At 61.1% G+C, this 22,905-nt stretch carries 19 protein-coding genes and 1 pseudogene; all 20 read left to right on the top strand.

The genetic code is table 11. From position 1 onward, the window contains the following. The first annotated feature begins 55 nt into the window (after positions 1–55). The 20 genes and pseudogenes from panB (at position 56) to GF1_RS10140 (ending at position 22,905) form a co-directional block, all read left to right on the top strand. Positions 56–909, top strand: a pseudogene (panB, locus tag GF1_RS10235) (3-methyl-2-oxobutanoate hydroxymethyltransferase). Positions 910–1,813: 904 nt separating this feature from the next. Then, positions 1,814–2,284 (top strand): division/cell wall cluster transcriptional repressor MraZ, encoded by a 471-nt coding sequence (gene mraZ / locus GF1_RS10230; RefSeq protein ID WP_267926452.1) that lies wholly within the window; start codon positions 1,814–1,816, stop codon positions 2,282–2,284. 11 nt (positions 2,285–2,295) lie between these two features. Then, entirely contained in the window at positions 2,296–3,207 is a 912-nt protein-coding gene (rsmH, locus tag GF1_RS10225) for a 16S rRNA (cytosine(1402)-N(4))-methyltransferase RsmH (protein WP_267926451.1), read from the top strand. A gap of 30 nt (positions 3,208–3,237) precedes the next feature. Then, complete coding sequence (locus tag GF1_RS10220) at positions 3,238–3,591, top strand: hypothetical protein (RefSeq protein ID WP_267926450.1); 354 nt, start codon at positions 3,238–3,240, stop codon at positions 3,589–3,591. A 95-nt stretch (positions 3,592–3,686) separates the two neighbouring features. After that, positions 3,687–4,211: a hypothetical protein gene (locus GF1_RS16645; RefSeq protein WP_492226174.1), complete on the top strand. Its 525-nt coding sequence runs from the start codon at positions 3,687–3,689 to the stop codon at positions 4,209–4,211. Next, positions 4,205–5,578 (top strand): PASTA domain-containing protein, encoded by a 1,374-nt coding sequence (locus GF1_RS10210; protein WP_267926448.1) that lies wholly within the window; start codon positions 4,205–4,207, stop codon positions 5,576–5,578. The genes GF1_RS16645 and GF1_RS10210 overlap by 7 nt, the downstream gene beginning before the upstream one ends. Positions 5,579–5,662: 84 nt before the next feature. Next, positions 5,663–8,755: a UDP-N-acetylmuramoyl-L-alanyl-D-glutamate--2,6-diaminopimelate ligase gene (locus tag GF1_RS10205; RefSeq protein ID WP_267926447.1), complete on the top strand. Its 3,093-nt coding sequence runs from the start codon at positions 5,663–5,665 to the stop codon at positions 8,753–8,755. A gap of 95 nt (positions 8,756–8,850) precedes the next feature. After that, complete coding sequence (gene mraY / locus GF1_RS10200; RefSeq protein ID WP_267926446.1) at positions 8,851–9,930, top strand: phospho-N-acetylmuramoyl-pentapeptide-transferase; 1,080 nt, start codon at positions 8,851–8,853, stop codon at positions 9,928–9,930. Next, the gene (gene murD, locus GF1_RS10195) at positions 9,930–11,351 is read left to right on the top strand and encodes a UDP-N-acetylmuramoyl-L-alanine--D-glutamate ligase (RefSeq protein ID WP_267926445.1); all 1,422 of its coding nucleotides are present in this window, start codon (positions 9,930–9,932) and stop codon (positions 11,349–11,351) included. Before mraY ends, murD begins: the two co-directional genes overlap by 1 nt. Beyond that, positions 11,344–11,565, top strand: coding sequence for a hypothetical protein (locus tag GF1_RS10190; protein WP_267926444.1), 222 nt, complete (start codon positions 11,344–11,346; stop codon positions 11,563–11,565). The genes murD and GF1_RS10190 overlap by 8 nt, the downstream gene beginning before the upstream one ends. Further along, on the top strand, positions 11,550–12,647 hold the full coding sequence (gene murG / locus GF1_RS10185) for an undecaprenyldiphospho-muramoylpentapeptide beta-N-acetylglucosaminyltransferase (protein WP_267926443.1): 1,098 nt from the start codon (positions 11,550–11,552) through the stop codon (positions 12,645–12,647). Before GF1_RS10190 ends, murG begins: the two co-directional genes overlap by 16 nt. 8 nt (positions 12,648–12,655) lie before the next feature. Further along, positions 12,656–14,035, top strand: a complete 1,380-nt coding sequence (gene murC, locus GF1_RS10180; protein ID WP_267926442.1) for a UDP-N-acetylmuramate--L-alanine ligase — start codon at positions 12,656–12,658, stop codon at positions 14,033–14,035. A 3-nt stretch (positions 14,036–14,038) separates the two neighbouring features. After that, positions 14,039–14,974 (top strand): UDP-N-acetylmuramate dehydrogenase, encoded by a 936-nt coding sequence (gene murB, locus GF1_RS10175; protein WP_267926441.1) that lies wholly within the window; start codon positions 14,039–14,041, stop codon positions 14,972–14,974. 232 nt (positions 14,975–15,206) lie between these two features. After that, positions 15,207–16,010 (top strand): cell division protein FtsQ/DivIB, encoded by an 804-nt coding sequence (locus GF1_RS10170; protein ID WP_267926440.1) that lies wholly within the window; start codon positions 15,207–15,209, stop codon positions 16,008–16,010. Between the two features lie 36 nt (positions 16,011–16,046). After that, positions 16,047–17,288, top strand: coding sequence for a cell division protein FtsA (gene ftsA / locus GF1_RS10165; RefSeq protein ID WP_267926439.1), 1,242 nt, complete (start codon positions 16,047–16,049; stop codon positions 17,286–17,288). A gap of 187 nt (positions 17,289–17,475) precedes the next feature. Next, positions 17,476–18,687, top strand: a complete 1,212-nt coding sequence (gene ftsZ, locus GF1_RS10160; RefSeq protein ID WP_267926438.1) for a cell division protein FtsZ — start codon at positions 17,476–17,478, stop codon at positions 18,685–18,687. Between the two features lie 130 nt (positions 18,688–18,817). Further along, positions 18,818–20,365: a radical SAM protein gene (locus GF1_RS10155; RefSeq protein WP_267926437.1), complete on the top strand. Its 1,548-nt coding sequence runs from the start codon at positions 18,818–18,820 to the stop codon at positions 20,363–20,365. Continuing rightward, a complete protein-coding gene (locus GF1_RS10150) occupies positions 20,332–20,568 on the top strand; it encodes a hypothetical protein (protein WP_267926436.1) in 237 nt (78 codons plus the stop codon). The genes GF1_RS10155 and GF1_RS10150 overlap by 34 nt, the downstream gene beginning before the upstream one ends. Positions 20,569–20,677: 109 nt before the next feature. Beyond that, positions 20,678–22,261 carry a sensor histidine kinase gene (locus GF1_RS10145; RefSeq protein ID WP_267926435.1) on the top strand — a complete coding sequence of 528 codons (1,584 nt, stop codon included), beginning with the start codon at positions 20,678–20,680 and terminating at the stop codon, positions 22,259–22,261. Continuing rightward, positions 22,258–22,905: an ABC transporter ATP-binding protein gene (locus GF1_RS10140; RefSeq protein ID WP_267926434.1), complete on the top strand. Its 648-nt coding sequence runs from the start codon at positions 22,258–22,260 to the stop codon at positions 22,903–22,905. Before GF1_RS10145 ends, GF1_RS10140 begins: the two co-directional genes overlap by 4 nt.

Here is a 22,905-nt window from a genome sequence, read left to right as displayed (position 1 = left end):
TTTTTTTCGTGTCCGTTCACGAGCACGAAAAGTCCAGTAAGCTTACGGTGACAAGATGAAAAAACTCACGGTCAAGGATATTCGGGAAAAAAAAGGTGGCGGTCTGACCATGCTCACTGCCTATGATGCGCCCATGGCCCGGCTGCTCGAGCAGTGCGGGGTGGACATGCTGCTCGTCGGGGATTCGCTGGGGATGGTGGTGCTTGGTTATGACTCCACTGTGCCGGTGACCATGGAGGAAATGCTCCACCACTGCCGGGCTGTGCGCCGGGGGCCGGTCAGACCATGGTGGTCGGCGACATGCCCTTTGGCTCCTATCAGGTCAGTGTTCCTGATACCGTGCGTAACGGCATTCGTTTCCTGAAAGAGGGTGGCTGCGATGCGGTCAAGCTCGAGGGCGGGCGCGAGGTCTGTGGCCACGTTCAGGCCCTGGTTCGGGCCGGAATCCCGGTCATGGGCCATCTTGGTCTGACTCCGCAGACCGCAGGCCAGCTGGGTGGCTACAAGGTGCAGGGACGGGATATGGATGCTGCCCGCAGGCTGGTGGAGGATGCCCTGGCCCTGGAAGAGGCCGGTATCTTTGCTCTGGTGCTCGAGTGCGTACCCGGCGGCCTGGCCCGGGTGGTCACCTCCCGCCTCCGCGTGCCCACCATCGGCATCGGCGCCGGTCCGAACTGCGACGGCCAGGTGCTGGTCACCAATGACATGCTCGGCCTGTTTGAGAAATTTACCCCCAGTTTCATCAAGAAATACTGTAATCTGGCCCCCCAGATCAAAGATGGGGTTGCCGCCTATCTGCGCGACGTGGCTGAGGGGACCTTCCCAGCCAAAGAGCACACCTTTGCCAGCGAGCTTGACTTTTCCTCCCTGCTGGAAGACCCGGATATCCCCACTCCCTCCTCCTCATAATCCCTGCACCCTGCAAATCCTCGTGACATCCGCTCCCGCGGTGTCACGCGCATGACCAAGGGTCGACAAAGCCCCTGCAGTTCCGCCCCCGCTCCTGCGGGATGATGCCAAAACCCGGTCAAGGGCGAATCACCCGGGGGAGATGCAACCCCGGAGCCATCCTGCCACCTTCCAGGTTGGAGTAGGCACCGCAGGGGCGGTGACCATGGTGATGGATCGTTCACCGCGGAGCGGAGGAACGAGGGGTTTTGGGTGTACCGGGCTCTTTCCAGTTCCGTAGCACAAAACCAATGGTATTCCCGGGAAGGAAGTATATCGCGGGAACCATCCCGTGCTCGTGCTCGTGCTCGTACACGTTAACGTACACGTACACGAATTTCTTTATTCTCTCTCGTTCACGTGTACGTTTACGGATGTGGTCCGGTTACTCTGGCCAGCAAACTTTCCATCTCCGTCGCACCCAGGCGATGGTATCCCCCTGAAGGGATAACATCGCGGGCGTTATCCCATCCACTCCTTTTTCTCCCCCACTTCGCACCCCACTTTGTACCCCACCTTGTCCCACCTGGCTGGAATGGCTGATGGGAGCATAATTTCAGGTTTTCGGGTCCCTTTTTTTTCTCTTTTAAGAACAGGCAGTTCCTGTCTGGCATGCCCTGGGGAGGCTTACAGGCAGGTGCTGCTGGCTTTGACCGCAACCACTCTATGTAGTGTTCTTCCTGGTTTTATCACGCATCATATTGTGCTTTTCTCTGTTTTTGTCTTTCTGGTCAACTGACTGAAATTATGTCCTAATTTTTCTTGACTCCCAGGGGCTGCTGGGATAGAACCATAACTAGGTGGTGTAAAGTGGTGCAAAAGGCCTCAAAATGGTTTTCCGGGGTCACGGAGTGCGGAGAGTGGTTTGAACAAGGACAGGGTCGGAGAACTCAGATTTCGCAGCAGGTCCGAGCATACGCTCGATGCCAAGGGGCGGCTCAATATCCCGAGCCGTTTCCGGGAAGTGCTGCGCGAGGTCTATGACGAGACCCTGATCGTCACCAACTGGCAAAAAAGTCTCAAGGCCTATCCCGTACCCGAGTGGGAGATACTGGAAGAGAAACTGCTCACCGAAGGCCGGATGCAGCCGGGGTTCGGTGATTTTGTCCGTTATGTTATCTCCGGTGTTACCGAATGTCCCCTGGACAAGCAGGGGCGCATCCTTCTTCCCGGTTCACTGCGTACCGAGTTTGGTATCGGCAAGGAAGTGGTCTTGAACGGCATGCTCGATCACTTCGAGATCTGGGACAAGACCGCCTGGCAGAACGAAACCCGCCGGACCAGGGAAAATTTTCAGAATTTCGAACAGGGACTTTCCTCGCTGGGGATCCTGTAGCCGGGGAGGATATGGGCTCTGCTCCGCACGTATCTGTCCTGCTCGGCGAAGTGCTGGCGTATCTGCAGCCGCAGGGCGGCGGGGTGTACGTGGATGGAACCCTTGGCCTGGGCGGACATGCCGAAGCCATCCTCGAGGCCAGTGCCCCCGGCGGCCGGGTGATCGGCTTTGAATGGGATCAAGAGGCCGCGGCCCTGGCGGCGGAGCGGCTGGCCCGGTTCGGAGACCGGATTCGGATCATCCCTGCCTCGTATGCAGAGCTTGCCGGGCGCCTGGAAGAGGCCGGGGAATTGCCCGTTGACGGATTGCTGCTTGATCTGGGGGTTTCCTCCCTTCAGCTCGATCGGCCGGAGCGGGGTTTTAGCTTCCGCCACGACGCGCCGCTTGACATGCGGATGTCAGCGGATCTGTCGCTGACCGGGGCGGATCTTGTCGCCCGGCTCGGTGAAGAGGAGCTTGCCGATGTCTTCTACCGCTTCGGCGAGGAACGGCAGGCCCGTCGCATAGCCCGTTTTGTGGTCGAAGAACGGAAAAAAACACCGATCACCACCACCAGGCAGCTGGCTGAGCTGGTGGCCCGGGCCATCCCGCGGAAATATCATCCCCGCCGGATCCATGTGGCCACCCGGGTGTTTCAGGCCCTGCGCATCGCGGTCAACCGGGAGTTTGACAATATTGTCCAGGTGCTTGCCCAGGCACCGTCTGTCCTCAAGAAGGGCGGAGTGCTCTGCGTGATCACCTTTCATTCGCTGGAAGACCGGATAGTCAAGCGCGGGCTTATGGACAACCCGGCCTATGAGCTGGTGACCAGGAAACCGGTGGAACCATCCCCGGAAGAAATCCAGCGAAATCCCCGGGCCCGCAGTGCCAGGCTCAGGGTTGCAAGAATTGTGACTACCCTCGATTCAGGATTACGTGACTGACAAAAGGAGGAAGAGATCATGACGCCAGGTATGAATATCAGAGTATATCGGCCAGGTCCTGTTCATCTTGGCATGCGGCAGCAGGTGTCGTCCCGCAGTGATGAACTTCTTCCCCGGCGGTTGCATCGGCCGGTGGCCATTGTTGTTGTGCTTGGCTTTGTGGCCGCGCTCGGGGCCGGGCAGCTGATGCAGTGGCGGACGGGATCGGCCCTGCGGGTCATGGAGCAGCAGCAGAGCCGGCGGGTCGAGCTGGGTGAGGAGAATATCCGGCTGCTGGCTTCCCGGGCCAAGCTGGCCTCCCGGCAGTATGTGGAAGCCGTGGCCGCAGTTCGTTTTGATCTCCATGCCCCTGGAAAAAACCAGGTGCATCGGGTCAAGATGTAGGTCTGCTCAGCCCTGCAGGTCTGTGATTGCGGAGTTTTTGCTTACCCGGAGTCTTCGCTTACCTGCATGGAAACTGGTGGTGCAGATAAGAAAAAATGATACGGCCTCCCAAGACACGGAAACGTAAAAAAAGGCAGTTCTGCCTGTGTATACTGCTTGTCTTTTTGCTGGTAGCAGCTGGATCTTTCCTGTTCAGATTACCTCTCTCCCTCCAGGATATCGGCAGAATAATCCAGCTCGCTGCCGGCAGTTTGTCAAAGACAGACCAAAGGCCATCTTCTTCAGCGGACATCGAGTCCGCTGAACCTGTTTTGAGGGGCACGGTGTATGATCGCAGCTACCGGGAGCTGGCGGTCAGCTATCCGCTGTTTGGCCTGTATGTCCGGCCGGCCGAGATCGAGGATAAAAAAGAGATTGCCGGGCTCCTGGCCCGCCTGACCGGTCGTTCCCGGGCTGAGATCGACAGCCAGCTCCGTTCCCCCGGCATACGGTCAAGATCGCCGACAACCTGGAGCAGGCCGCGGCCCGGGAGGTCTGCGCCAGCCGGCTACCCGGGGTGTACTGCCGGCCGGCCGAGGTCAGGTATTATCCGGCCCATGCCAGCGGTGCCCATGTGGTAGGTTTTTCAGGAGATGGGGTAGGGCTGGCCGGAGCCGAGTCCATCTATGACATTCTCCTGCAGCCTGGCGAGCTCCAGGCCGCGGATGTGCCGGAGATCGACTTTGGCGGCCAGGAGAGTTTCGGCGGCCGTGGCATGGATGTGGTCCTGAGCCTGGATCTTGAGCTGCAGAAGAAGATAGAGCAGGAGCTGGGCCGGATGCTGGAACAACAGGCCGCCGACCGGGGCATGGCCCTGGCCATGGAGGTCCGTACCGGCAGAATCCTGGCCATGGTGAGCCTGCCATCGTTTAATCCCAATCATTTCTGGCAGGCTGATGATCCGGCCCGCCGTAACCAGGTGGTCAGTGAACCCCTGGCAGAAGACCTGGTTCGGCCCCTGCTGGCCCGGGCCGGGGCGATCAGCAGCCAGGGTCCTTTTGGCCCGCCATTGCCGCCGGAAGCAGTCGCGGCTCCGGACCTGGGGTTGACCGCCGGGGATGTGGCGGAAGCCGGAGCCCGTTTCGGGCTCCGTAACCCGCTGCCGGGCCGGTCGTCTGTCTGCGACACACCGTCTGTCTTCGACACACTGCCGTCGGTGGCTGTGGTGGGGGCTGCCGGCCAGAATAATGTCGCAGGGCAGGGGATCACCCTTCTGAAGGTGGCGGCGGCGGCCAGCATGATCAATGGCGGTCGTCGGGTGGAACCTGTTTTCCTCGAGGCGGTGTATGACCGGGCAACAGGGCGGACCTATACCCGTTCGGAAAGTTATGACCGCAAAAAACGTCGCCAGGTGGTTGACCCGGTCCTGGCACTCAGGCTGCGTCGGGAACTCCTGTCCACCATGCAGGGCAGCGGGACCATGGCCGTGTACAGCCGCTCGGGCCGCCGTACCGAGGTGAAGGACCAGACAAGAATAACTGTCCTGCAGGACCTGGTTCTCGGGGTGACCCCGAGGAAAAACCCCCAGGTTCTGCTCTTGCTGGTTACCAGTCGTGACTCTTACTACCCGCTTCCCGGAGAGGTCGATACCAGGGCCCGGTCTCTGGCCGACCTGGGGATGGAACTCCTGCCGGACATCCTGGAGAGCAGCAGCCAGACCCTGGTGGCAGACCATCCCGCCGGCCGGGATGAAGCCAACTACAAACGGTTTCTTATCGCCAGCCATATCGAGTACCGGGAAGAAAAAAAGAAATACGCTCCTTTACCCAGGGAGGCCATGCCGGAGGTGGTGGGCTTGAGCCTGCGCAAGGGATTGCAGCGGCTCGATGGCAAGAAAATACTGGTCCGGATCCAGGGCAGCGGCCGGATAGTCGGCCAGCGCCCGGGTCCCGGAGAGCCCCTGGCCGCCGGTCAGGAATGTGTGTTGACCCTGGAGCCGGTTATCTGAACCAGGGACCTGAATTCTTGACCAGACGATGCACTCCGGTGGGGGAGATATTCCCTGTAACCGTTTGAATCCAATATGGAAAGCATGAAACTTGATGCCCTGATAGATTCCCTGCCCCGGGACCTGGTGCTCCAGGTGCAGGCGGACAGCCCTGCTCCGGAAATAACGGCCATTGCCGCCGATTCCAGGGCGGTGGAGCCGGGCAGTCTCTTTGTCGCCCTTGCCGGAGAGCGGGTGGACGGGCACGATTTTATCTTCCAGGCTGTGGCCCAGGGAGCAGCCGCGGTGGTGGTCGAGCGGGAAGTACCGGCACCGGGCCCGGGTGTAGCGATGATCCGGGTGGCAGACACACACCTGGCTCTTGGTCTGCTGGCAGCGGCCCTGCACGATCATCCGGCGCAGAAGATGGTGCTGATCGGCCTCACCGGCACCAACGGCAAGACCACCACTTCCTGGCTCATGGAAGCCATGCTCACCCACCAGGGGAATCGGGTGGGGGTGATCGGGACGGTTAATTACCGCTATACCGACGCCAGCGGAGAACAGGTCCTGCGGGAAGCACCGTTGACCACCCCGGATCCGGTTCGGCTCCAGGGTCTGCTGGCGGAAATGGCAGCGGCCGGGGTGAGCCACGTGATCATGGAGGTCTCCTCCCATGCCCTGGTTCAGAAACGGGTGGCCGGGCTCAGGTTTGATGTGGCGGTCTTTACCAACCTCAGCCGTGATCACCTGGATTTCCACGGTGACATGGAATCCTATTTTGCGGCCAAGAAGCTGCTCTTCACCCGTTACCTGGCCCCGGACGGAGTTGCGGTCATCGCCATGGGCGATACGGTGCAGGACTGGGGACGGCGGCTGTATGCGGAGCTGGAGGCAGTGTGTCGAAGACAGACGGTGTGTCGAAGACAGACGACCGGTGGCTATCGGCTGCTTGCCTCCGGTTTCACGGCCGACTGTCAGCTGCGCGGGCGCATCGAACAGCAGGGGGTGACCGGCAGCCGCCTGGTCATGGAGTGTGTCGCAGACAGACGGTGTGTCGAAGATAGACGACATGAGACCACAAGGGTGGTACTCGACACCTCCCTGACCGGCACATACAACATGGCCAACCTGCTCAGCGCCGCCGGGGCCGGCCTGGCGCTTGGCCTGGACCTGGAGCAGGTGGCCGCGGGTCTGGCCACGGTGGGGCAGGTTCCCGGTCGGCTGGAACGGGTCAGCCTGGAAGGGGGGCCTCCGGAACTCTTTCCCACCGTGTTCGTCGATTATGCCCACACGCCCGATGCCCTGGCCAGTGTCCTGGCCACCCTCCGTCCCCTGGCCCGGGGCAGGCTTGTCTGCGTCTTTGGCTGCGGCGGTGACCGGGACCAGGGCAAACGACCGGAGATGGGCCGGATCGCGGCCGAGCTGGCCGATCTGGTGGTGGTGACCTCGGATAATCCGCGTACCGAAAATCCCTTTGTCATCCTGGCCGCTATCGAGGAAGGTATACGGGAAGGCGGGCTCGCCAGGTACCCAGTGGCAGAGCTCTTTTTCCGTCAGCGGGGCTATATCCTGGTGGAGGATCGGAAGAAGGCCATCCATCTGGCCTGCTGCCTGGCTGAACCGGAAGATATTGTCCTTGTCGCCGGCAAGGGACATGAGAGCTGCCAGATCATCGGTCCGGCCGGGCAGGCCGGGAGCCGACGGTTTTTTGACGACCGGCTCGAGGCGCAAAACGGGCTCATGACCTGGAATCCGCGCCTGGTCTGCGCCGCGACCAGGGGTCGGGTTGTGGCCACCGGTCCGATTGAAGCCATGACGGGCCGGGTCTCCACCGACAGCAGGACCATCCAGCCCGGCGACATCTTCGTCGCCCTGGTCGGTGAGCGGTTTGACGGCCATGCCTATGTCCAGGCAGCGGTGGAAAAAGGTGCGGCCTGCGTCGTGGTTTCGCGAACGTGCCCGGATACCGGGGTTGTGACGGTCCGGGTCAAAGACACCCTGCGGGCTCTTGGCGACCTGGCGGGATTTCGGCGTCGTTTGGCGGGCCGCAGATGCACGGTGGCCGCCATCACCGGCAGTTCCGGCAAGACCACGGTCAAGGAGATGACCGGTGCCATTTTCAGCCGCCATCTCGAGCCGCCGTGGGAGGTGCTCAAGACCCGGGGCAACTTCAATAATCTGATCGGCCTGCCCCTGTCGCTTCTTCCCCTGCGGGCCACCCATCGGCTGGCTGTCCTGGAGATGGGTATGAACCGGCCCGGTGAAATCGAGCGCCTCACCGGGATCGGTGATCCGGACATCGGCTGTATCACCAATGTCCAGGCCGCCCATCTGGAAGGCCTGGGCAGCGTGGAAGGGGTCATGGAGGCCAAGGGCGAGCTCTTTGCCGCCATGCGACCCGATGGTGTCTGTGTGGTCAATTACGACAACCCCCATACAAGGCGGTTGGCCCGGCGTACCGGGAAGCACCAGATCGGTTTTGCGGTGACCCCTGCGGGCAGAAAATACAATCCCGAGGTCCGGGCCACCAGGGTGGCAAACCTTGGGGAAAAAGGCGTCCGCTTCACCCTCCATATCGGCCCCTGGAAGGAGCGGCTCACCGTGGCTGCGCCGGGACTGCACAACGTGAGTAACTGCTGCGCCGCAGCTGCCATCGCCCATGCGGCCGGGATAGCGCCGGAAACCATTGTTCAGGGGCTTGTTGCCTATCGGGCGGTGGATAAACGGATGCAGCTATACCGGCTGCCCGGCGGTATCCAGGTGGTCAACGATGCCTACAATGCCAATCCCGCCTCCATGGCCGCGGCCCTGGAAACCGTATCATCCTTTGGCAGCAAAGACTGCCGACGGGTGGCGGCCCTGGGTGACATGCTGGAACTTGGGGACGGAGCCCGGGAGGCCCATGCGGAGGTGGGCCGTCGGGTGGCAGAGCTTGGTTTCGATCTCCTGGTCGTCACCGGCCGGTTTGCCGATACCGTGGCCGAAGGGGCCCGGATGGGCGGCATGGATGCGCGGCAGATCCAGGTCTTTACCGATACCGACACCATGGCCGGCTGGCTCCATGCCCTTATTATCTGCGGCCGGCTGACCGGGGACGACTGGATCCTGGTCAAGGGCTCACGCGGGATGCGTATGGAGCGAGTGATCCACGGGCTGGAGGACCGGTTGAGCCTGCAAACAGGCCAGTTGAGTTGAACAGGCGGTCCACCGCCATTTCACACTGTTGAAAGGATGGTTTCCCCCGGGAAACCATCGCCGAGATAACCACAACACAGAAAACAGAACCCAGCATGCTCTATCATCTGCTCTATTCGCTGCACACCACCTTCAGCGCCCTGAACGTGTTTCGCTATATCACGTTCCGGTCCATCGGGGCGACAGTCACCGCCTTTCTGCTCGTGGTCTGGCTCGGCCCACGGTTCATCCGCTGGCTGCAGGCCCGGCAGATCGGCCAGGTGGTGCGCAGTGACGGACCCAGCAGCCATTTTTCCAAGCAGGGCGTGCCGACCATGGGCGGGGTCCTGATCCTGGCGGCCATGGTGGTCTCCACCCTGCTGTGGGCGGACCTGACCTCGGGTCTTATCTGGCTGCTGCTGGGGATCTGTATCTTCTTCGGCATGATCGGCTCCATCGATGACCTGCGCAAGATAAGAAAACAGAACACCCGGGGACTCTCGGCCCGCGGCAAGCTGGTGCTGCAGATGGCCGGGGCCTCCATGGTCGGGCTCTATATTCTCCTGCATCCGGAGTATGACGGCACTCTCAGCCTGCCCTTTATCAAGAATTTTCATCCTGACCTTGGCTGGTGGTATGTGCCCTTTGCGGTCATGGTTATCGTCGGCGCATCCAACGCCGTCAACCTCACCGACGGACTCGACGGCCTGGCCGCCGGGCCGGTGGTGATCAGCGGTGGTGTGTACCTGATTTTTTCCTATGTGGCCGGTAACGCGGTGGTGGCCAGCTACCTGCAGATTCCCTATGTCCAGGGTGCCGGCGAGGTGGCCATTTTTTGCGGCACCATAGTGGGTGCCTGTCTGGGATTTCTCTGGTTCAACGCCTATCCGGCCGAGATATTCATGGGCGACGTGGGCTCCCTGGCGCTGGGCGGTACCCTGGGCGCGGTGTCCATTATCATCAAGCAGGAATTTCTCCTGGCCATTGTCGGCGGTATTTTTGTGCTGGAGGCGCTGTCGGTGATCCTCCAGGTCGGTTACTTCAAGATCTCCGGCGGCAAACGGATCTTTCTCATGGCGCCGTTCCACCATCATTTTGAGAAAAAGGGCTGGCAGGAACCCAAGGTGGTGGTCCGGTTCTGGATCATCTCCATTATTCTGGGTCTGATCGCCCTGGCCACCTTGAAACTGCGCTGATGCTGGATCCGGGTCCTGGTACAAAGGTAGTGGTTATCGGCCTGGGAAGTTCAGGCCTGGCCACGGTGCGTTTTCTTCGCCAGCTCGGCGCTTCTGTGGTCGTGTCCGAGTCTCGGCCCGTGGAGGCGCTTGGCCGGGCGGATCTGTCCCTGCTTGACAGACTCGGGGTCGAGTTGGAGAGCGGCGGGCACACAGGGAAGTGTATCGAGGATGCCGACCTGGTGGTGCCCAGTCCCGGGGTGCCCCTGGATCTGGATGTTCTGGTTTGTGCCAGGGAACGCGGGATTCCCGTGGTCGGCGAGCTTGCCCTGGCCAGTGGTCGTCTGAAGATGCCGGTGATCGCCGTGACCGGTAGTAACGGTAAGACCACGGTCACCGGGCTCATCGGCACCCTGCTGGAGACCGGCGGCCTGCATCCCTTTGTGGGTGGGAATATCGGCCGGCCGCTGCTGGAGATTTTTCTCTCTGGAGAAAGGAAAAAGAAAGAGAAGTTTGAGGTGGCGGTCCTGGAACTGAGCAGCTTCCAGCTGGAGCTCAGCGGTGATTTCCGGCCCGATATCGGGATACTTCTCAACTTGAGCCCTGATCATCTCGACCGCCATGGCACCATGGAGCGTTACGCGGCGGCCAAGGCCAGGCTCTTTGCCTGTCAACGTGCAGGGGATACGGCGATCCTGGGCTTCGATGATCCGCTGGTCATGGAAACCCGGGTGGTGGCGGATGTCAGCATGCTTGGCTTCGGCGAAAAAGAGTCGGCCCAGGCTCGGGTGCTGCCGGACGGTGTCCGGTTGCACGGTGTTATCCACGGACAGATGGTCGACGAGAGCTACCCGCTTGCGGGAACCCGACTGAACTCGCGGATTAACCGGTTCAACGCGGCAGCGGCCATTCTGGCGGCCAGGGTGGCTGGCTGTCCGCCCCAAGCCATTGCAGAGGGTTTGCAGAGGTTCACTCCGCCGGCGCACCGGATGGCCGAGGTGGCCACGGTAGGCGGTGTCCGATTTATCAACGATTCCAAGGCCACCAACACCGGGGCGGTGATCGCGGCCCTTGAAAGCTGTGACGGACCGGTGGTGCTTATCTGCGGCGGGCGCAGCAAGGAGCGCGATTTCAGGGTTCTGCGCGAAAGCGTGGCTGCCAGGGTGAAGCACCTGGTGCTGATCGGCGAGGCGGCCGATGCCCTGGAAGAGGCCCTTGGTGACCTGGTGCCGTCTGTCCGGGCCGCCACCATGGAAGAGGCTGTGGCAAAGGCTGCGGCCCTGGCCGGGGAAGGGGGGACGGTACTTCTTTCACCGGCCTGTGCGAGTTTTGACATGTTTGCAGGCTACGGTCAGCGCGGGGAGGTTTTTGAAAACGCGGTCCGGGCCCTGCAGTCAGAGAAGAGAAAAGAAGAGAGTGAAGGAGAACCAGGAGATGGTTAAGATTTGTTGTGCCTGCCAGCGGACAGAGCTTGGCGGCACCTGGATGGAAGGGATTGTCCTGTCGGCCGATGAACGGCTCACCCATGGGTACTGCCCGGAGTGCTTTGCCGAGGTTATGGAAAACCTGCAGGCCTTCATTGCCCAGCACCAGCTTGGCGTGGGAGCGGGATGTCTGAGTTCGACCGGTAATCTGACCACATGCGGATTATCGTAACCGGAGGCGGAACAGGGGGGCATCTTTTCCCCGGTATTGCCGTGGCCACGGCCATGCAGGAGCGGATTCCCGGCTGCCGGGTACTCTTTATCGGCACCGAGCGGCAACTCGACCGCACCACTCTGGGTGGCTATGATTTCGAGCGGGGCACCATCTCCTGCATGGGACTCAAGGGTATGGGGATCGGCCACCGGTTCCGGTCGCTGGCTGTTTTACCAAAGGCGGTGTGGCAGGCCGGAAGGATCCTGGCCCGGTTCAGGCCCGACCTGGCCCTGGGGGTCGGCGGCTATGTGACCGGCCCGGTGCTGGTGGCGGCAAAGCTCGGCTGGGGCCGGCGGAGGATACCGGTCTGCATCCATGAACAGAACTCGGTCCCTGGCCTGGCCAACCGGATGCTGGCCAGGATAGCTGACCGGATTTTTCTCTCCATTCCCTGCGATTATCCCTTTCCGCCGGCGCGTACCGTGCTGAGCGGTAATCCGGTCCGGCGGGAAATTGTCCAGGCAGCCGCCGAGGAGCGACCCCAACCGGTAACACCTGTGGTGCTGGTCCTGGGCGGCAGTCAGGGAGCGCATCGCCTCAACATGGTGATGCTGGAGGCTGCTCCTGAACTGAAAAAAAGGCTGGCTGATGATTTCATGGTCATCCACCAGACCGGCAGCCGGGATCAGGATCGTGTCCGGGCGGGCTACAGCGCCCTGGGGATTCGGGCCGAGGTGGCGGATTTCTTCCAGGATATGGCCTCGCTCTACAGCCGGGCCAGCCTGGTGGTTTCCCGGGCCGGGGCCACTACCCTGGCCGAGCTGGCGGTCATGGGCCTGCCGGCCCTGCTGGTGCCCTATCCCCATGCCGCCGATAATCACCAGGAAATCAATGCCCATTACTACGCCCGGGGTGGTGGCGCCAGGGTCTTCCTGGAAAGGGAGCTCTCCGGGGCCATCGTCGCCGACCAGATTGGGGATCTCTTGCAAGCCCCGGAGAAATTGCATACTATGGCCAGCTGTATGAAAAAAATGGGTCGCCCCGATGCGACGTTGTGTATCGTCGAGGAATGCCTGCGTCTTGTGAACGCGAATCGCTGAGAACTGTCTTGTATAACAAAACAAAGCACATACATTTTGTCGGGATCGGCGGGATCGGTATGTCCGGGATCGCCGAGCTGCTGCTCAATCTCGGCTACCGGGTCAGCGGCTCGGACCTGAACCGTTCAGACATCACCCGTAAGCTGGAATCCCTGGGCGGGATCATTCACACCGGCCATGACGGGGCCTGGGTCGAGGGAGCGGACGTTGTGGTTACCTCGTCGGCCATCTCTGCGGATAATCCCGAGGTTCTGGCCGCCCGGGAGCAGCAGATTCCGGTCATTCAGCGGGCCGAGATGCTCGCTGAGCTCATGCGGCTCAAGAAATACGGTATCGCCGTGGCCGGCAGCCACGGCAAGACATCGACCACCTCGCTCATCTCCACCATCCTTACCGAGGCCGGCCTGGATCCCACCGTGGTGGTGGGTGGCAAGGTCGATAACCTGGGGGGCAACGCCAAGCTGGGCGAGGGCGAGTTCCTGGTTGCTGAAGCCGACGAGAGCGACGGTTCCTTTCTCAAGCTCTCGCCGGTCATCGAGGTGGTGACCAATATCGATCTGGAGCACCTGGACTACTACCGGGACCTGGACCATATCAGGGAGACCTTTCTTGAGTTCATCGACCTGATCCCCTTTTACGGGGTGGTGATCTGCTGCCTGGATGATCCCAATATCGCCAGCCTGTTGCCCAGGATCAAGAAGAGAAAGATCACCTATGGTCTCACCGAGCAGGCCGACCTCCATGCGGTACGCATCGAGACAGGGGTCGGCGGCTCCGAGTTCACGGTCCGCTACCGTGGCAGGGATCTTGGCCGCATGCGGCGAAATACCCCGGGCCGGCATACGATCTACAATACACTGGCCGCCGTGGCCGTGGCCCTGGAACTGGAAATCGATTTTGAAGTCATTGCCCGGGCCATGGCCGGCTTTGCCGGGGTGGAGCGGCGGCTGCAGTTCAAGGGAATGGAGAACGACGTCCTGGTAATCGATGATTATGGACACCATCCCACCGAGATACGCGTCACCCTTGATGCGGTTCGCGATGGGTGGCCCGAGCGGCGGCTGGTGGTACTTTTCCAGCCCCATCGCTACACCCGGACCGCGGCCCTTTTTGATGAGTTCACCACCGCCTTTCACCGGGCCGACGTGCTGCTGCTCACCGATATCTATCCGGCCAGCGAGGAGCCCATTGCCGGGGTGGACAGTGAAGGGCTGCTGGCGGCGATAAAGCGGCATGGCCACCGCCAGGCCCATTACCTGCCTGAAGGTGAGGAACTGCTCCGGCGGCTGGACGAGTTTGTCCGCCCGGGGGATCTGCTCCTGACCCTGGGAGCCGGCAATATCGTCCGCACAGGGGAACAGTTTCTGGAACAGTTGCGGAGCAGGTGAGGCATGAAGCCTGGCGAGCGGTGGGAATTTGCGGCCTTCTGGAGCGGTGAGGTGCTCTGGGACGTCTCCATGGCCAGGTACTCCACCCTGCGCACCGGGGGGCCGGCCGAAGCCCTGGTGACGGTTACGCACCTGGCGGAGCTGAAAAAGCTGCTGGCCTGGCTTGAAGAGCGTTGCATCCCCTGGCGGGTGGTGGGACGCGGCTCCAATATCCTGGTGCGAAGCAAGGGGTTTGCCGGGGTGATCATCCAGCTGCGCGGCGAATTCAACCACGTTATTCGACTGGAAGAGAGCGTGGAGATGGGCTCGGATCCGGTCTTTGTCCGGGCCGGAGCCGGCTGCTCGGTGGCCAAGCTGGTGGCCTGGTGCACCAACCATGCCCTGGGCGGGATGGAGTTCATGGCCGGGATCCCTGGAAGTGTCGGCGGGGCCGTGCGGATGAACGCCGGTGCCTGGGGGCGGGCCATGGCAGACAGCTTGCGCTCCATCATCCTGATCGATCGCCTCGGCCAGGTGATGGAGGTGGATCACTCGGGGCTGCGACCCGGCTACCGGCGAATGGAGCTTGCCCAGGCAAGTCTTGACGATCTGATCGTGGTGGCGGCCACCTTTGTGCTCAAGCGGGGGCGCCAGCGGGAAATACTGCGCAAATGCAGGGAAAATCTGAAAAAACGCAGGGAAAAACAGCCAGCCAACATGGCTTCGGCCGGCTCGTTTTTCAAAAACCCCGAAGGGGACTCCGCCGGTCGGCTGATCGACGCCGCCGGACTCAAGGGGCTGCGGCACGGCCAGGCCATGGTTTCACCGGACCATGCCAATTTTCTGGTCAATATCGGTGGAGCCACCCCGGAGGATATTCTCTCCCTGGCTGGCGAGGTCCGGGAGCGGGTTTATCAGAAGTTTGGCATCTGGCTGGAGCCTGAAGTCCATATAATCTGACCTGAATCCTGCAGCTGGCCGGTAACCGGCAGGCACGTCTTGCCGGGGCAGGTTGAGGCTACCCTGAACAAGGAGCGTTTTTTTTATCTGACATATGGCCCCGTACACTCCGAAATTTTCATCCACCCCGCCCGGAAGGTCGGGAAGACTCGGCAGGATGTTGTCGGCCTGCACGGGGTGGCTGCGCCGTGTGCGGGGTGCTTCCAGCGGTCGGCCGTATTCGCAGAACCTTGTGGCCAGTGCCCGGCGATCGTGGAAACTGCGGCGGATCTCCAGGGGCGGGGTGATGTGCATGGTGGTGACCCTGCTGCTTGGCTGCAGCGGGTATGGGGCCTACCGGGTCCTTGCCGGCTCGGACATCTTCAAGCTGGTGACCATCTCCGTCCAGGGTAACCGGATGGTTGAGGACCAGGCCGTCATCGACCTGGCCGGCATCGAGCGGGGTATGAATCTCCTGCGTCTGGATGTGGATCAGGTGAGTAAGCGTATTGCCGGACATCCGTGGATCGACGCGGTGACCGTGGTCCGCTCCTGGCCCTCGGCCCTGGTGCTGACCGTACAGGAACATCGGCCGCTGGCCATGATCAATTTCGAGGGCCGGGACAACCTGTCCGGGCTCTACTACGTGGACAGCGATGGCGAGGTCTTTGCCCGGGTAGTCAGCGGCTATGAGCTGGATTTTCCGGTCCTGACCGGCATCCAGGATGATCTGGAACAGGATGGCATGCAGATTGTTCCAGGCACCCCGGCGGCCCAGGCCCTGGATTTCCTCCGCCTGGTCGCCCGCAGGGGCAATCCGGTTCTCCCGGTCCAGGTGATCTCTGAAATTCATGTCACCCCGGAGCAGGAACTTGTCATGTACCTGGTGGACCGGCCGTTTCCTATTTATCTGGGCAGCGGAAGAATGCGGACAAAGTATGCACGGCTGGTCAAGATCCTCGACCGGCTGTACCAAAAGAAGACCATGGAACAAGTTGCTGAAATTCGGATGGACTATGACGAAAACAAGGTCCTTGTTGCAAAAATGGAGCTGTAGTGTGTTGGAAACAGACGGTGTGTTGGAGATAGACGAATGACCAGTGTGAAGGATGCACACGGTGCAGATGGCCAGGAAATGGGCGAGCTGATCGCCGGCCTGGATATCGGCACCACCAAGATATGCGCGGTCATCGGTGAGGTCTTTCCGGACCGGGTCGATATCATCGGTGTGGGCACGGCCGCTTCCTCGGGCATGAAGAAAGGGGTGGTGGTCAATATCGAGTCCACGGTCAAAGCCATTCTCCAGGCCTTGAGCGAAGCCGAGGAAATGGCTGGCTGTGATATCGAGAGTGTCTACGTGGGCATTGCCGGCAACCATATCAAGGGATTCAACTCGCCGGGTATCATCGCCATCAACAACCAGGAAATCCGGCAGAAGCATATCGAGGCCGTGATCGAGGCCGCCCGGACGGTAAAGATTTCCGACAACCAGCAGATCATCCACGTCCTGCCCCAGGAATACATGGTGGATGACCACACCGGGATCCAGAATCCGCTGGGCATGACCGGGGTGCGGCTGGTGACCAATGTCCATATCGTCACTGCGGATGTGACCTCGCTGCACAACCTGATGACCAGCTGCAACCGTTCCGGTCTCCAGGTGGCTGATATTGTTCTTGAATCCGTGGCATCCTCCCGGGCGGTCCTGAAGCGGGACGAGATGGAGCTGGGGGTGGCGCTCCTGGATATCGGCGGTGGGACCACGGACCTGGCTATTTTCTGTAACGGGACCATCAAACACACCTGGGAACTGGCGCTTGGCGGCAACAACCTGACCTCGGATCTCTCCATCGGGTTGCGGACGCCGCTCCAGGAAGCGGAACAGTTGAAGTACCTTTATGGCGGGGCCCTGTCGTCCATGGTCAAGGACAACCATATCATCGAGGTGCCCACGGTGGGCGACCGGAAACCGCGCAAGGTCTCCCAGCGGGTCATGGTGGAGATTCTCGAGGCACGGATGGAGGAGATCCTCGAGCTGGTGAACAAGAACATCTGTTCCTCCGGCTATCGCAACCGGATCAACGCCGGCCTGGTTCTGACCGGCGGCACCGTGCTGCTGCCCCATATCGTGGAAATGGCCGAGCAGATATTCGATATGCCGGTGCGGATCGGCTATCCCCAGGGGATCGGTGGCAAGGTGGAAGAGGTGGAATCACCTCGTTGCACCACGGCGGTGGGGCTGGTGCTCTATGGCAGCGAGGAACGGAAATATGGGCAGAAAAGCCGCAGCGGTGTGGTGCAGCGGCTCCGGGAATGGATGAAGAACATCGTCTGACCGGGTCGGACAAGCTGCAGCAGCGGGGAATTTTTTTCCGCGGAACAGGAAAAAGAAGTCCCTGTCCGGCCGGGTGAGACCGGGAAAGAGGGAAATAAAATTCACTTAATTTATACTTTAGTCTGAATTACATTAATGGTATAGTTTGTCAAGATCAGGATACCAGAGTTGAGTTCGAGGGGGAACCATGCCGTTTAGAATGGCGGAAGAAGAATCGGTAGCAGTCATCAAGGTAATCGGAGTCGGGGGCGGTGGCGGTAATGCCATCAACTCCATGGTGGAAAACCGGCTCAAGGGTGTCGAGTTCATCGCCGCGAACACGGATTTGCAGGCCCTGGAGAAATCCCGGGCCGATATCCGCCTCCAGCTTGGCCCCGGGATTACCAAGGGTATGGGTGCCGGGGCGGATCCGGAAAAGGGCCGGGAAGCTGCCCAGGAGAGTCAGGAGGATATCCAGAATGCCCTGGCCGGGGCGGATATGGTCTTCATTACCGCCGGCCTTGGCGGCGGTACCGGCACCGGTGGGGCGCCGGTTATTGCCAAGCTGAGCAAGGAGATGGGGGCGCTGACCGTTGCCGTTGTCACCAAGCCCTTTTACTTCGAAGCCAGGAAGCGGATGCGTAATGCCGAGGCAGGTTGGGAAGAGCTGAAAAAGTATGCCGACACTATCATCACGGTTCCCAATGACCGGCTGCTGAGCCTCATGCAGACCAACTCCACCTTGGTCGACATGATGAAGATGGTGGACAACGTCCTGCTGCAGGCGGTCAAGGGCATCACCGACCTCATCAACCTGCCCGGACATATCAACGTGGATTTTGCCGACCTGAAAACGGTCATGAAAGAGGTGGGACCGGCCATCATGGGCTCCGGTGCGGCCGTTGGCGAGAACCGGGCCGCCGAGGCGGCCAAGCGGGCCATTGACAACCAGCTGCTTGAAGATGTCGGCATCGACGGCGCCAAGGGCATCCTGATCAATATTTCGGCCACCGAGTCCAGCCTGACCATGGCCGAGTTCATGGAGGCCTCGGCCCTGATCCAGGACAAGGCCCATGAGGATGCCAATATCATCATCGGCGCTCTGTTCGACGAGGGTCTGGGTGATGAGCTGCGGGTCACGGTGATTGCCACCGGTATCTCCTCCATCGAGGACAGCGAGACCATTTCGTCGCTCGATGTCAGCCGCAGCCGCCGGCAGGAAAAGGCCAAGCCGCAGCAGACCACGGTGCTGCCCCTGGAAGAGCGGGTGGTCGGGGCCGAGGATCTGTCGCCCAAGGCCGTGAGCCCGGCCAAACCAAATCCCGTGCCCAGGACCCGGTCCATGCCCACCCCTATCTTTGATGAACATGAGCATGACGACTGGGACGAACCGGCCTATATCCGCAAAAAGGCCAACTGAGCCGGAGCCGGACCGCGGTTTGACGTAGTCTCCCGGCCGGAGTGTATCCTCTGAGATTGCCTGTTTTCATAATCTGTCATTTCAGCCCGGACATGGTGTCCGGGCTTTTTGCTTTGTGCTGCAGGGAACCATGACATCCTGGCTTGATCGAGAAACAGGGACCATTGTCAAAAAATGGAAGGGCCGTCTGCCGGTGGCCCTGCTCTATCCCAACACCTATCCCCTGGCGGTATCCAACCTGGGACTGCAGCTGGTCTACCATCTGCTGGGCGGGCTCGATTATGTGGTCTGCGAGCGGTTTGTCTACCCCGAGGAGCCGGGCCCGCTCCGTTCCCTGGAATCCTGCCGTCCGCTGGTTGATTTTCCCGTGGTTCTCGGTTCCATCAGCTTTGAACACGATTATCCCCGCCTGATCCGTATGCTGCTCGCCGGCGGTCTGGAGCCCCTGGCCGCCAGGCGGACCGGGGAGGTGGGACCGGGCAGCCCCTTGGTGGTTCTGGGCGGGGTCGGGGTATTCATGAATCCCGAACCACTGGCCCCTTTTGCCGATCTGATAGTACTCGGCGAGGCCGAGCCGGTCCTCGGCCCCCTGATCGAGATCGTGGATCAGGCCTTGGCCGCGGCCACACCACGGCGGAAGATGCTGGAAAATATCTCCTCCACCCTGGGCGGCTGTTACGTACCGGAGTTCTACGACTTCGAGTACGGGGAAGACGGCCGGGTACGGCGGATCCGGGCAGAAGCGGGACGGGAGGAACGGGTTACCAGGGTGATCCATCCCGATACCGGGATCGCGGCCCATTCCCGGCTGCTCTCTCCGGATGCCGAGCTGGGGATGTACATGGTGGAGCTGGGACGGGGCTGCAGCCGCAGCTGCCGGTTCTGCGCCGCCGGGTTCATTTACCGGCCTCCCAGGCTCTGGAGCGGCGAGGCCATCCAGGAGAGTCTGGAGGAACGTCCGGCCTCGGTCAATCGGGTGGGGCTCCTGGGCATGGAGATGGCCGATCCGGAGGTGCTTGACCGGATTACCGCCTACCTGCATGACGAGGGGTGCAGTCTGTCCTTTTCCTCCCTGCGGGCCGACCGGATAAACGATCAGCTCCTGGCTCTGCTGGCCGAGTCGCAGCTCAAGTCGGTGGCCATCGCCCCGGACGGCTGTTCAGAACGGTTGCGCCGGGTCATCAACAAGAACCTGACCGAGGAGGATCTGCTCTCCGCGGCCGTGGCCCTGGTCGGAGCCGGGATCGTTCATCTCAAACTCTACGTCATGATCGGCCTGCCCACTGAAACCCGGGCGGACCTGGACGAGATGATCTCCCTGGTTCACCGGATGCACAGGGAAATCCTGCCACTCGGCCGTCGACGGGGCCGGGTCACTGAACTGACCCTGTCGGTCAACTCCTTTGTTCCCAAGCCGTGGACCCCTTTCCAGTATCTTCCCTACGGCGGCCTGGAGAATGATGAGGCGTCCCTGGACCGGACCTGTTCCCGGGCGGTGTCAGCCCTGAAAAAGAAGATAAAATATCTGCGTGCCGGACTTGCAGGGCTGGCCAACCTGCGGATCAAGGTTGACCGGCCCGAACGGGTCCTGCAGCAGGCGGTTTTTTCCCGGGGGATCGTCGGCTGGCCCCGGTTCTGCTGGATATGGCCGCAGGTGAAACGTTCAAGCGGGCCATGAAGAAACATGGGCGTGCGGCATGGGAATACGCGGTCCGCCCGCGGGCACGGGACGAGCTCTTTCCCTGGGACGTGGTGGACCATGGAATTGATAAACGTTATCTCTTCCAGGAACTTGAAAAGGGGCTGGCTGAGCGGTCCACTGCTCCCTGCGATACGGATATCTGCCGTCGCTGCGGGGTTTGTGGTGGCATAACTCCCTGATATGTTGTTTTATGTGTGAGGTCGGAATCTTTTGTGTTCCGGGCCTGGCCGGGCCCAGTCACCCCTTTGAGTGCAAAGGCACGGGTACGCGAATTTCTGGATCAGAACTGTGAGAAAAAAGGCACGTAAAAACCTCTCCCTTGAACGGCTATGGCAGGCGCTGGATGGTCTCCGTTTCCGGGTCGATCCGGGCCGGCTCTTTCAGCGCCGTTCCCGGGGCAACCGGCGACGTCAGGTCGTGGAGACCGGTCGGCAGCCGTTTCAGCTGGTCAAGTACTTTGCCTTTACCAGTCTTTCGGTGATCCTCGTCGCCTCGCTGGTGCTTTCCTGGGCGGTTTCCAACAAGGCCCGCCAGGTGCTCCTTGCCCGTAGCGAAGCCTATTCGCTGCTCTTCGCGGAAAACCTGAACCGCCAGGTATTCCTCCAGTTTGTCCTGCCCACCGTGGTCCGCTATGGCCGTATCGCCCTGTCCAACGAGGAACAGTTTGCCCGCCTGGACATGATCGTCCGCAACATAACCCGGGGTATGGGGATCGATTCGGTGACCATCTTTGATTCCCGGGAAAATATTATTTCCTATTCCACCAGGCCGGAACTGGTGGGTAAACGGAATGTGGGCGGGATCGAATACCAGAAGGCGCTTCAGGGTGAGAACTCCACTGTGCTGGAAAGCCAGGGAACTATTTTCAATCTGCTCCCCGGCACCCCACCGGTCACCTGCAAGCTCAAGACTTATATTCCCTTTCGTCAGGAGCACCAGTTCGGTGAACGCAGCGGTACCATCATGGGCGTGATCGAGGTGGTCAAGGATCTTTCCGGCGACCTCCGGGCCATCATCGAGATGCAGGCCCGGATCATTGTTTTGTCCCTGGCCATCATGGGCATGCTGTTCGGGGTGCTCAGTCTGATCGTGGCCCGGGGCAAGAGGATCCTGGAGGAACGGGCCGAGGAACGGCGGCGCCTGGAAGAGAAACTGCACGAGGCCCAGCGGCTGGCGACCCTTGGCAAGATGGTGGCCGCGGTCTCCCATGAGATCAAGAATCCCCTGGGCATTGTCCGCTCCACCGCCGAAATTCTGAGCAAACGGATCAGCAAGGTGGCGCCGGGCAACGAGCACCTGGCCGATATCATCGTCGAGGAGACCACCCGGCTGGACAATATCGTTCGCGAGTTTCTCGACTTTGCCCGGCCCCGGGACCCGAAGATGCAGAGAGGTTCCCTGAACGAGCTGATCCTGCGAGCCACCCGGTTCATGGAACCGGAGTTTGAAAAACATGGCGTGGTCCTGAACCTGCAGCTCTATCCCCATCTTCCGGATGTGGTCATGGACAGTGAGCAGATCTACCAGGTTCTGCTCAACATGATGTTCAACGCGGTCCAGGCCATGCCCGAGGGCGGAACCCTGACCCTCACCACCCGGCCCTGTACCCGGGGCGCCGGGGTGATTCTGGAGGTGGCGGACACCGGGGTGGGTATGGAACGGGAGAAGATGGAGCAGATTTTCACGCCCTTTTTCACCGACAAGAATCGGGGTACCGGCCTCGGGTTGGCCATTGCCAAAAATATCGTCGAAAAACATGGCGGCCGGATCGAGGTGGAGAGCCGGCAGGGAGAGGGCAGTGTCTTTACCGTTTATCTTGGCTGTGAAAAGATCCCTGAGCCGGAAATGGAAACCGGGATCGGGCAGGAATGATGGCTTCGCGTCGTCCGAGTTCCCCCCGGAAAGAGCAGTGGGCAGCGGCCCTGCGGGTTGATGAGCTGAGCTTTCATGACCGCGGTCCCTATAGTTTCACTGTGGAAGCCGGGCAGTGCGTTGGTCTGCACGGGGCTTCTGGAGCCGGCAAGACCCTGCTGCTGCGGGCCATGGTGGATCTGGATCCCCACCAGGGCACGGTCTGGCTTGGTGATACCCGCCAGGAGGAGATTCCGGCTCCCCGGTGGCGGCGCCGGGTTGGGCTGCTGCCGGCCGAGAGTTTCTGGTGGTACGACTTGGTCGGCGAGCATTTTTCCCGGCCACCGGCCAGCGAACAGCTGGTCAGGCTTGGTTTCGGTCCCGAGGTACTGGGCTGGCGGATCAGCCGGCTTTCCACCGGGGAAAAACAGCGCCTTGCCTTTCTTCGTCTTCTGGCCAACCGTCCCGAGGCCCTGCTGCTCGACGAACCCACCGCCAGCCTGGACGCAGCCAACATAAAGCGGGTGGAGCAACTTGTCCTGGAGTACATGCAGAGCAGGCAGGTGCCCGTTCTCTGGGTCAGCCACGATCCGGAGCAGCTGCAGCGGGTGGCCGACTGGCGACTGTTCATGGACGGGGACTCCGTTCTGCACCGGGAGGCATGA

The sequence above is a fragment of the Desulfolithobacter dissulfuricans genome, assembly GCF_025998535.1.
GTDB classification, from domain to species: domain Bacteria; phylum Desulfobacterota; class Desulfobulbia; order Desulfobulbales; family Desulfobulbaceae; genus Desulfolithobacter; species Desulfolithobacter dissulfuricans.
This window is presented reverse-complemented; position numbering and strand designations above follow the sequence as displayed.

Coding starts and splice junctions, on each gene's coding strand:
- GF1_RS10205 (WP_267926447.1), top strand. CDS start 5,663: ATGAAACTTGATGCCCTGATAGATTCCCTGCCCCGGGACCTGGTGCTC.
- rsmH (WP_267926451.1), top strand. CDS start 2,296: ATGGGCTCTGCTCCGCACGTATCTGTCCTGCTCGGCGAAGTGCTGGCG.
- murD (WP_267926445.1), top strand. CDS start 9,930: ATGCTGGATCCGGGTCCTGGTACAAAGGTAGTGGTTATCGGCCTGGGA.
- GF1_RS10150 (WP_267926436.1), top strand. CDS start 20,332: ATGGCCGCAGGTGAAACGTTCAAGCGGGCCATGAAGAAACATGGGCGT.
- murB (WP_267926441.1), top strand. CDS start 14,039: ATGAAGCCTGGCGAGCGGTGGGAATTTGCGGCCTTCTGGAGCGGTGAG.
- GF1_RS16645 (WP_492226174.1), top strand. CDS start 3,687: ATGATACGGCCTCCCAAGACACGGAAACGTAAAAAAAGGCAGTTCTGC.
- ftsZ (WP_267926438.1), top strand. CDS start 17,476: ATGCCGTTTAGAATGGCGGAAGAAGAATCGGTAGCAGTCATCAAGGTA.
- ftsA (WP_267926439.1), top strand. CDS start 16,047: ATGACCAGTGTGAAGGATGCACACGGTGCAGATGGCCAGGAAATGGGC.
- GF1_RS10155 (WP_267926437.1), top strand. CDS start 18,818: ATGACATCCTGGCTTGATCGAGAAACAGGGACCATTGTCAAAAAATGG.
- GF1_RS10220 (WP_267926450.1), top strand. CDS start 3,238: ATGAATATCAGAGTATATCGGCCAGGTCCTGTTCATCTTGGCATGCGG.
- GF1_RS10140 (WP_267926434.1), top strand. CDS start 22,258: ATGATGGCTTCGCGTCGTCCGAGTTCCCCCCGGAAAGAGCAGTGGGCA.
- murG (WP_267926443.1), top strand. CDS start 11,550: ATGCGGATTATCGTAACCGGAGGCGGAACAGGGGGGCATCTTTTCCCC.
- GF1_RS10190 (WP_267926444.1), top strand. CDS start 11,344: ATGGTTAAGATTTGTTGTGCCTGCCAGCGGACAGAGCTTGGCGGCACC.
- mraY (WP_267926446.1), top strand. CDS start 8,851: ATGCTCTATCATCTGCTCTATTCGCTGCACACCACCTTCAGCGCCCTG.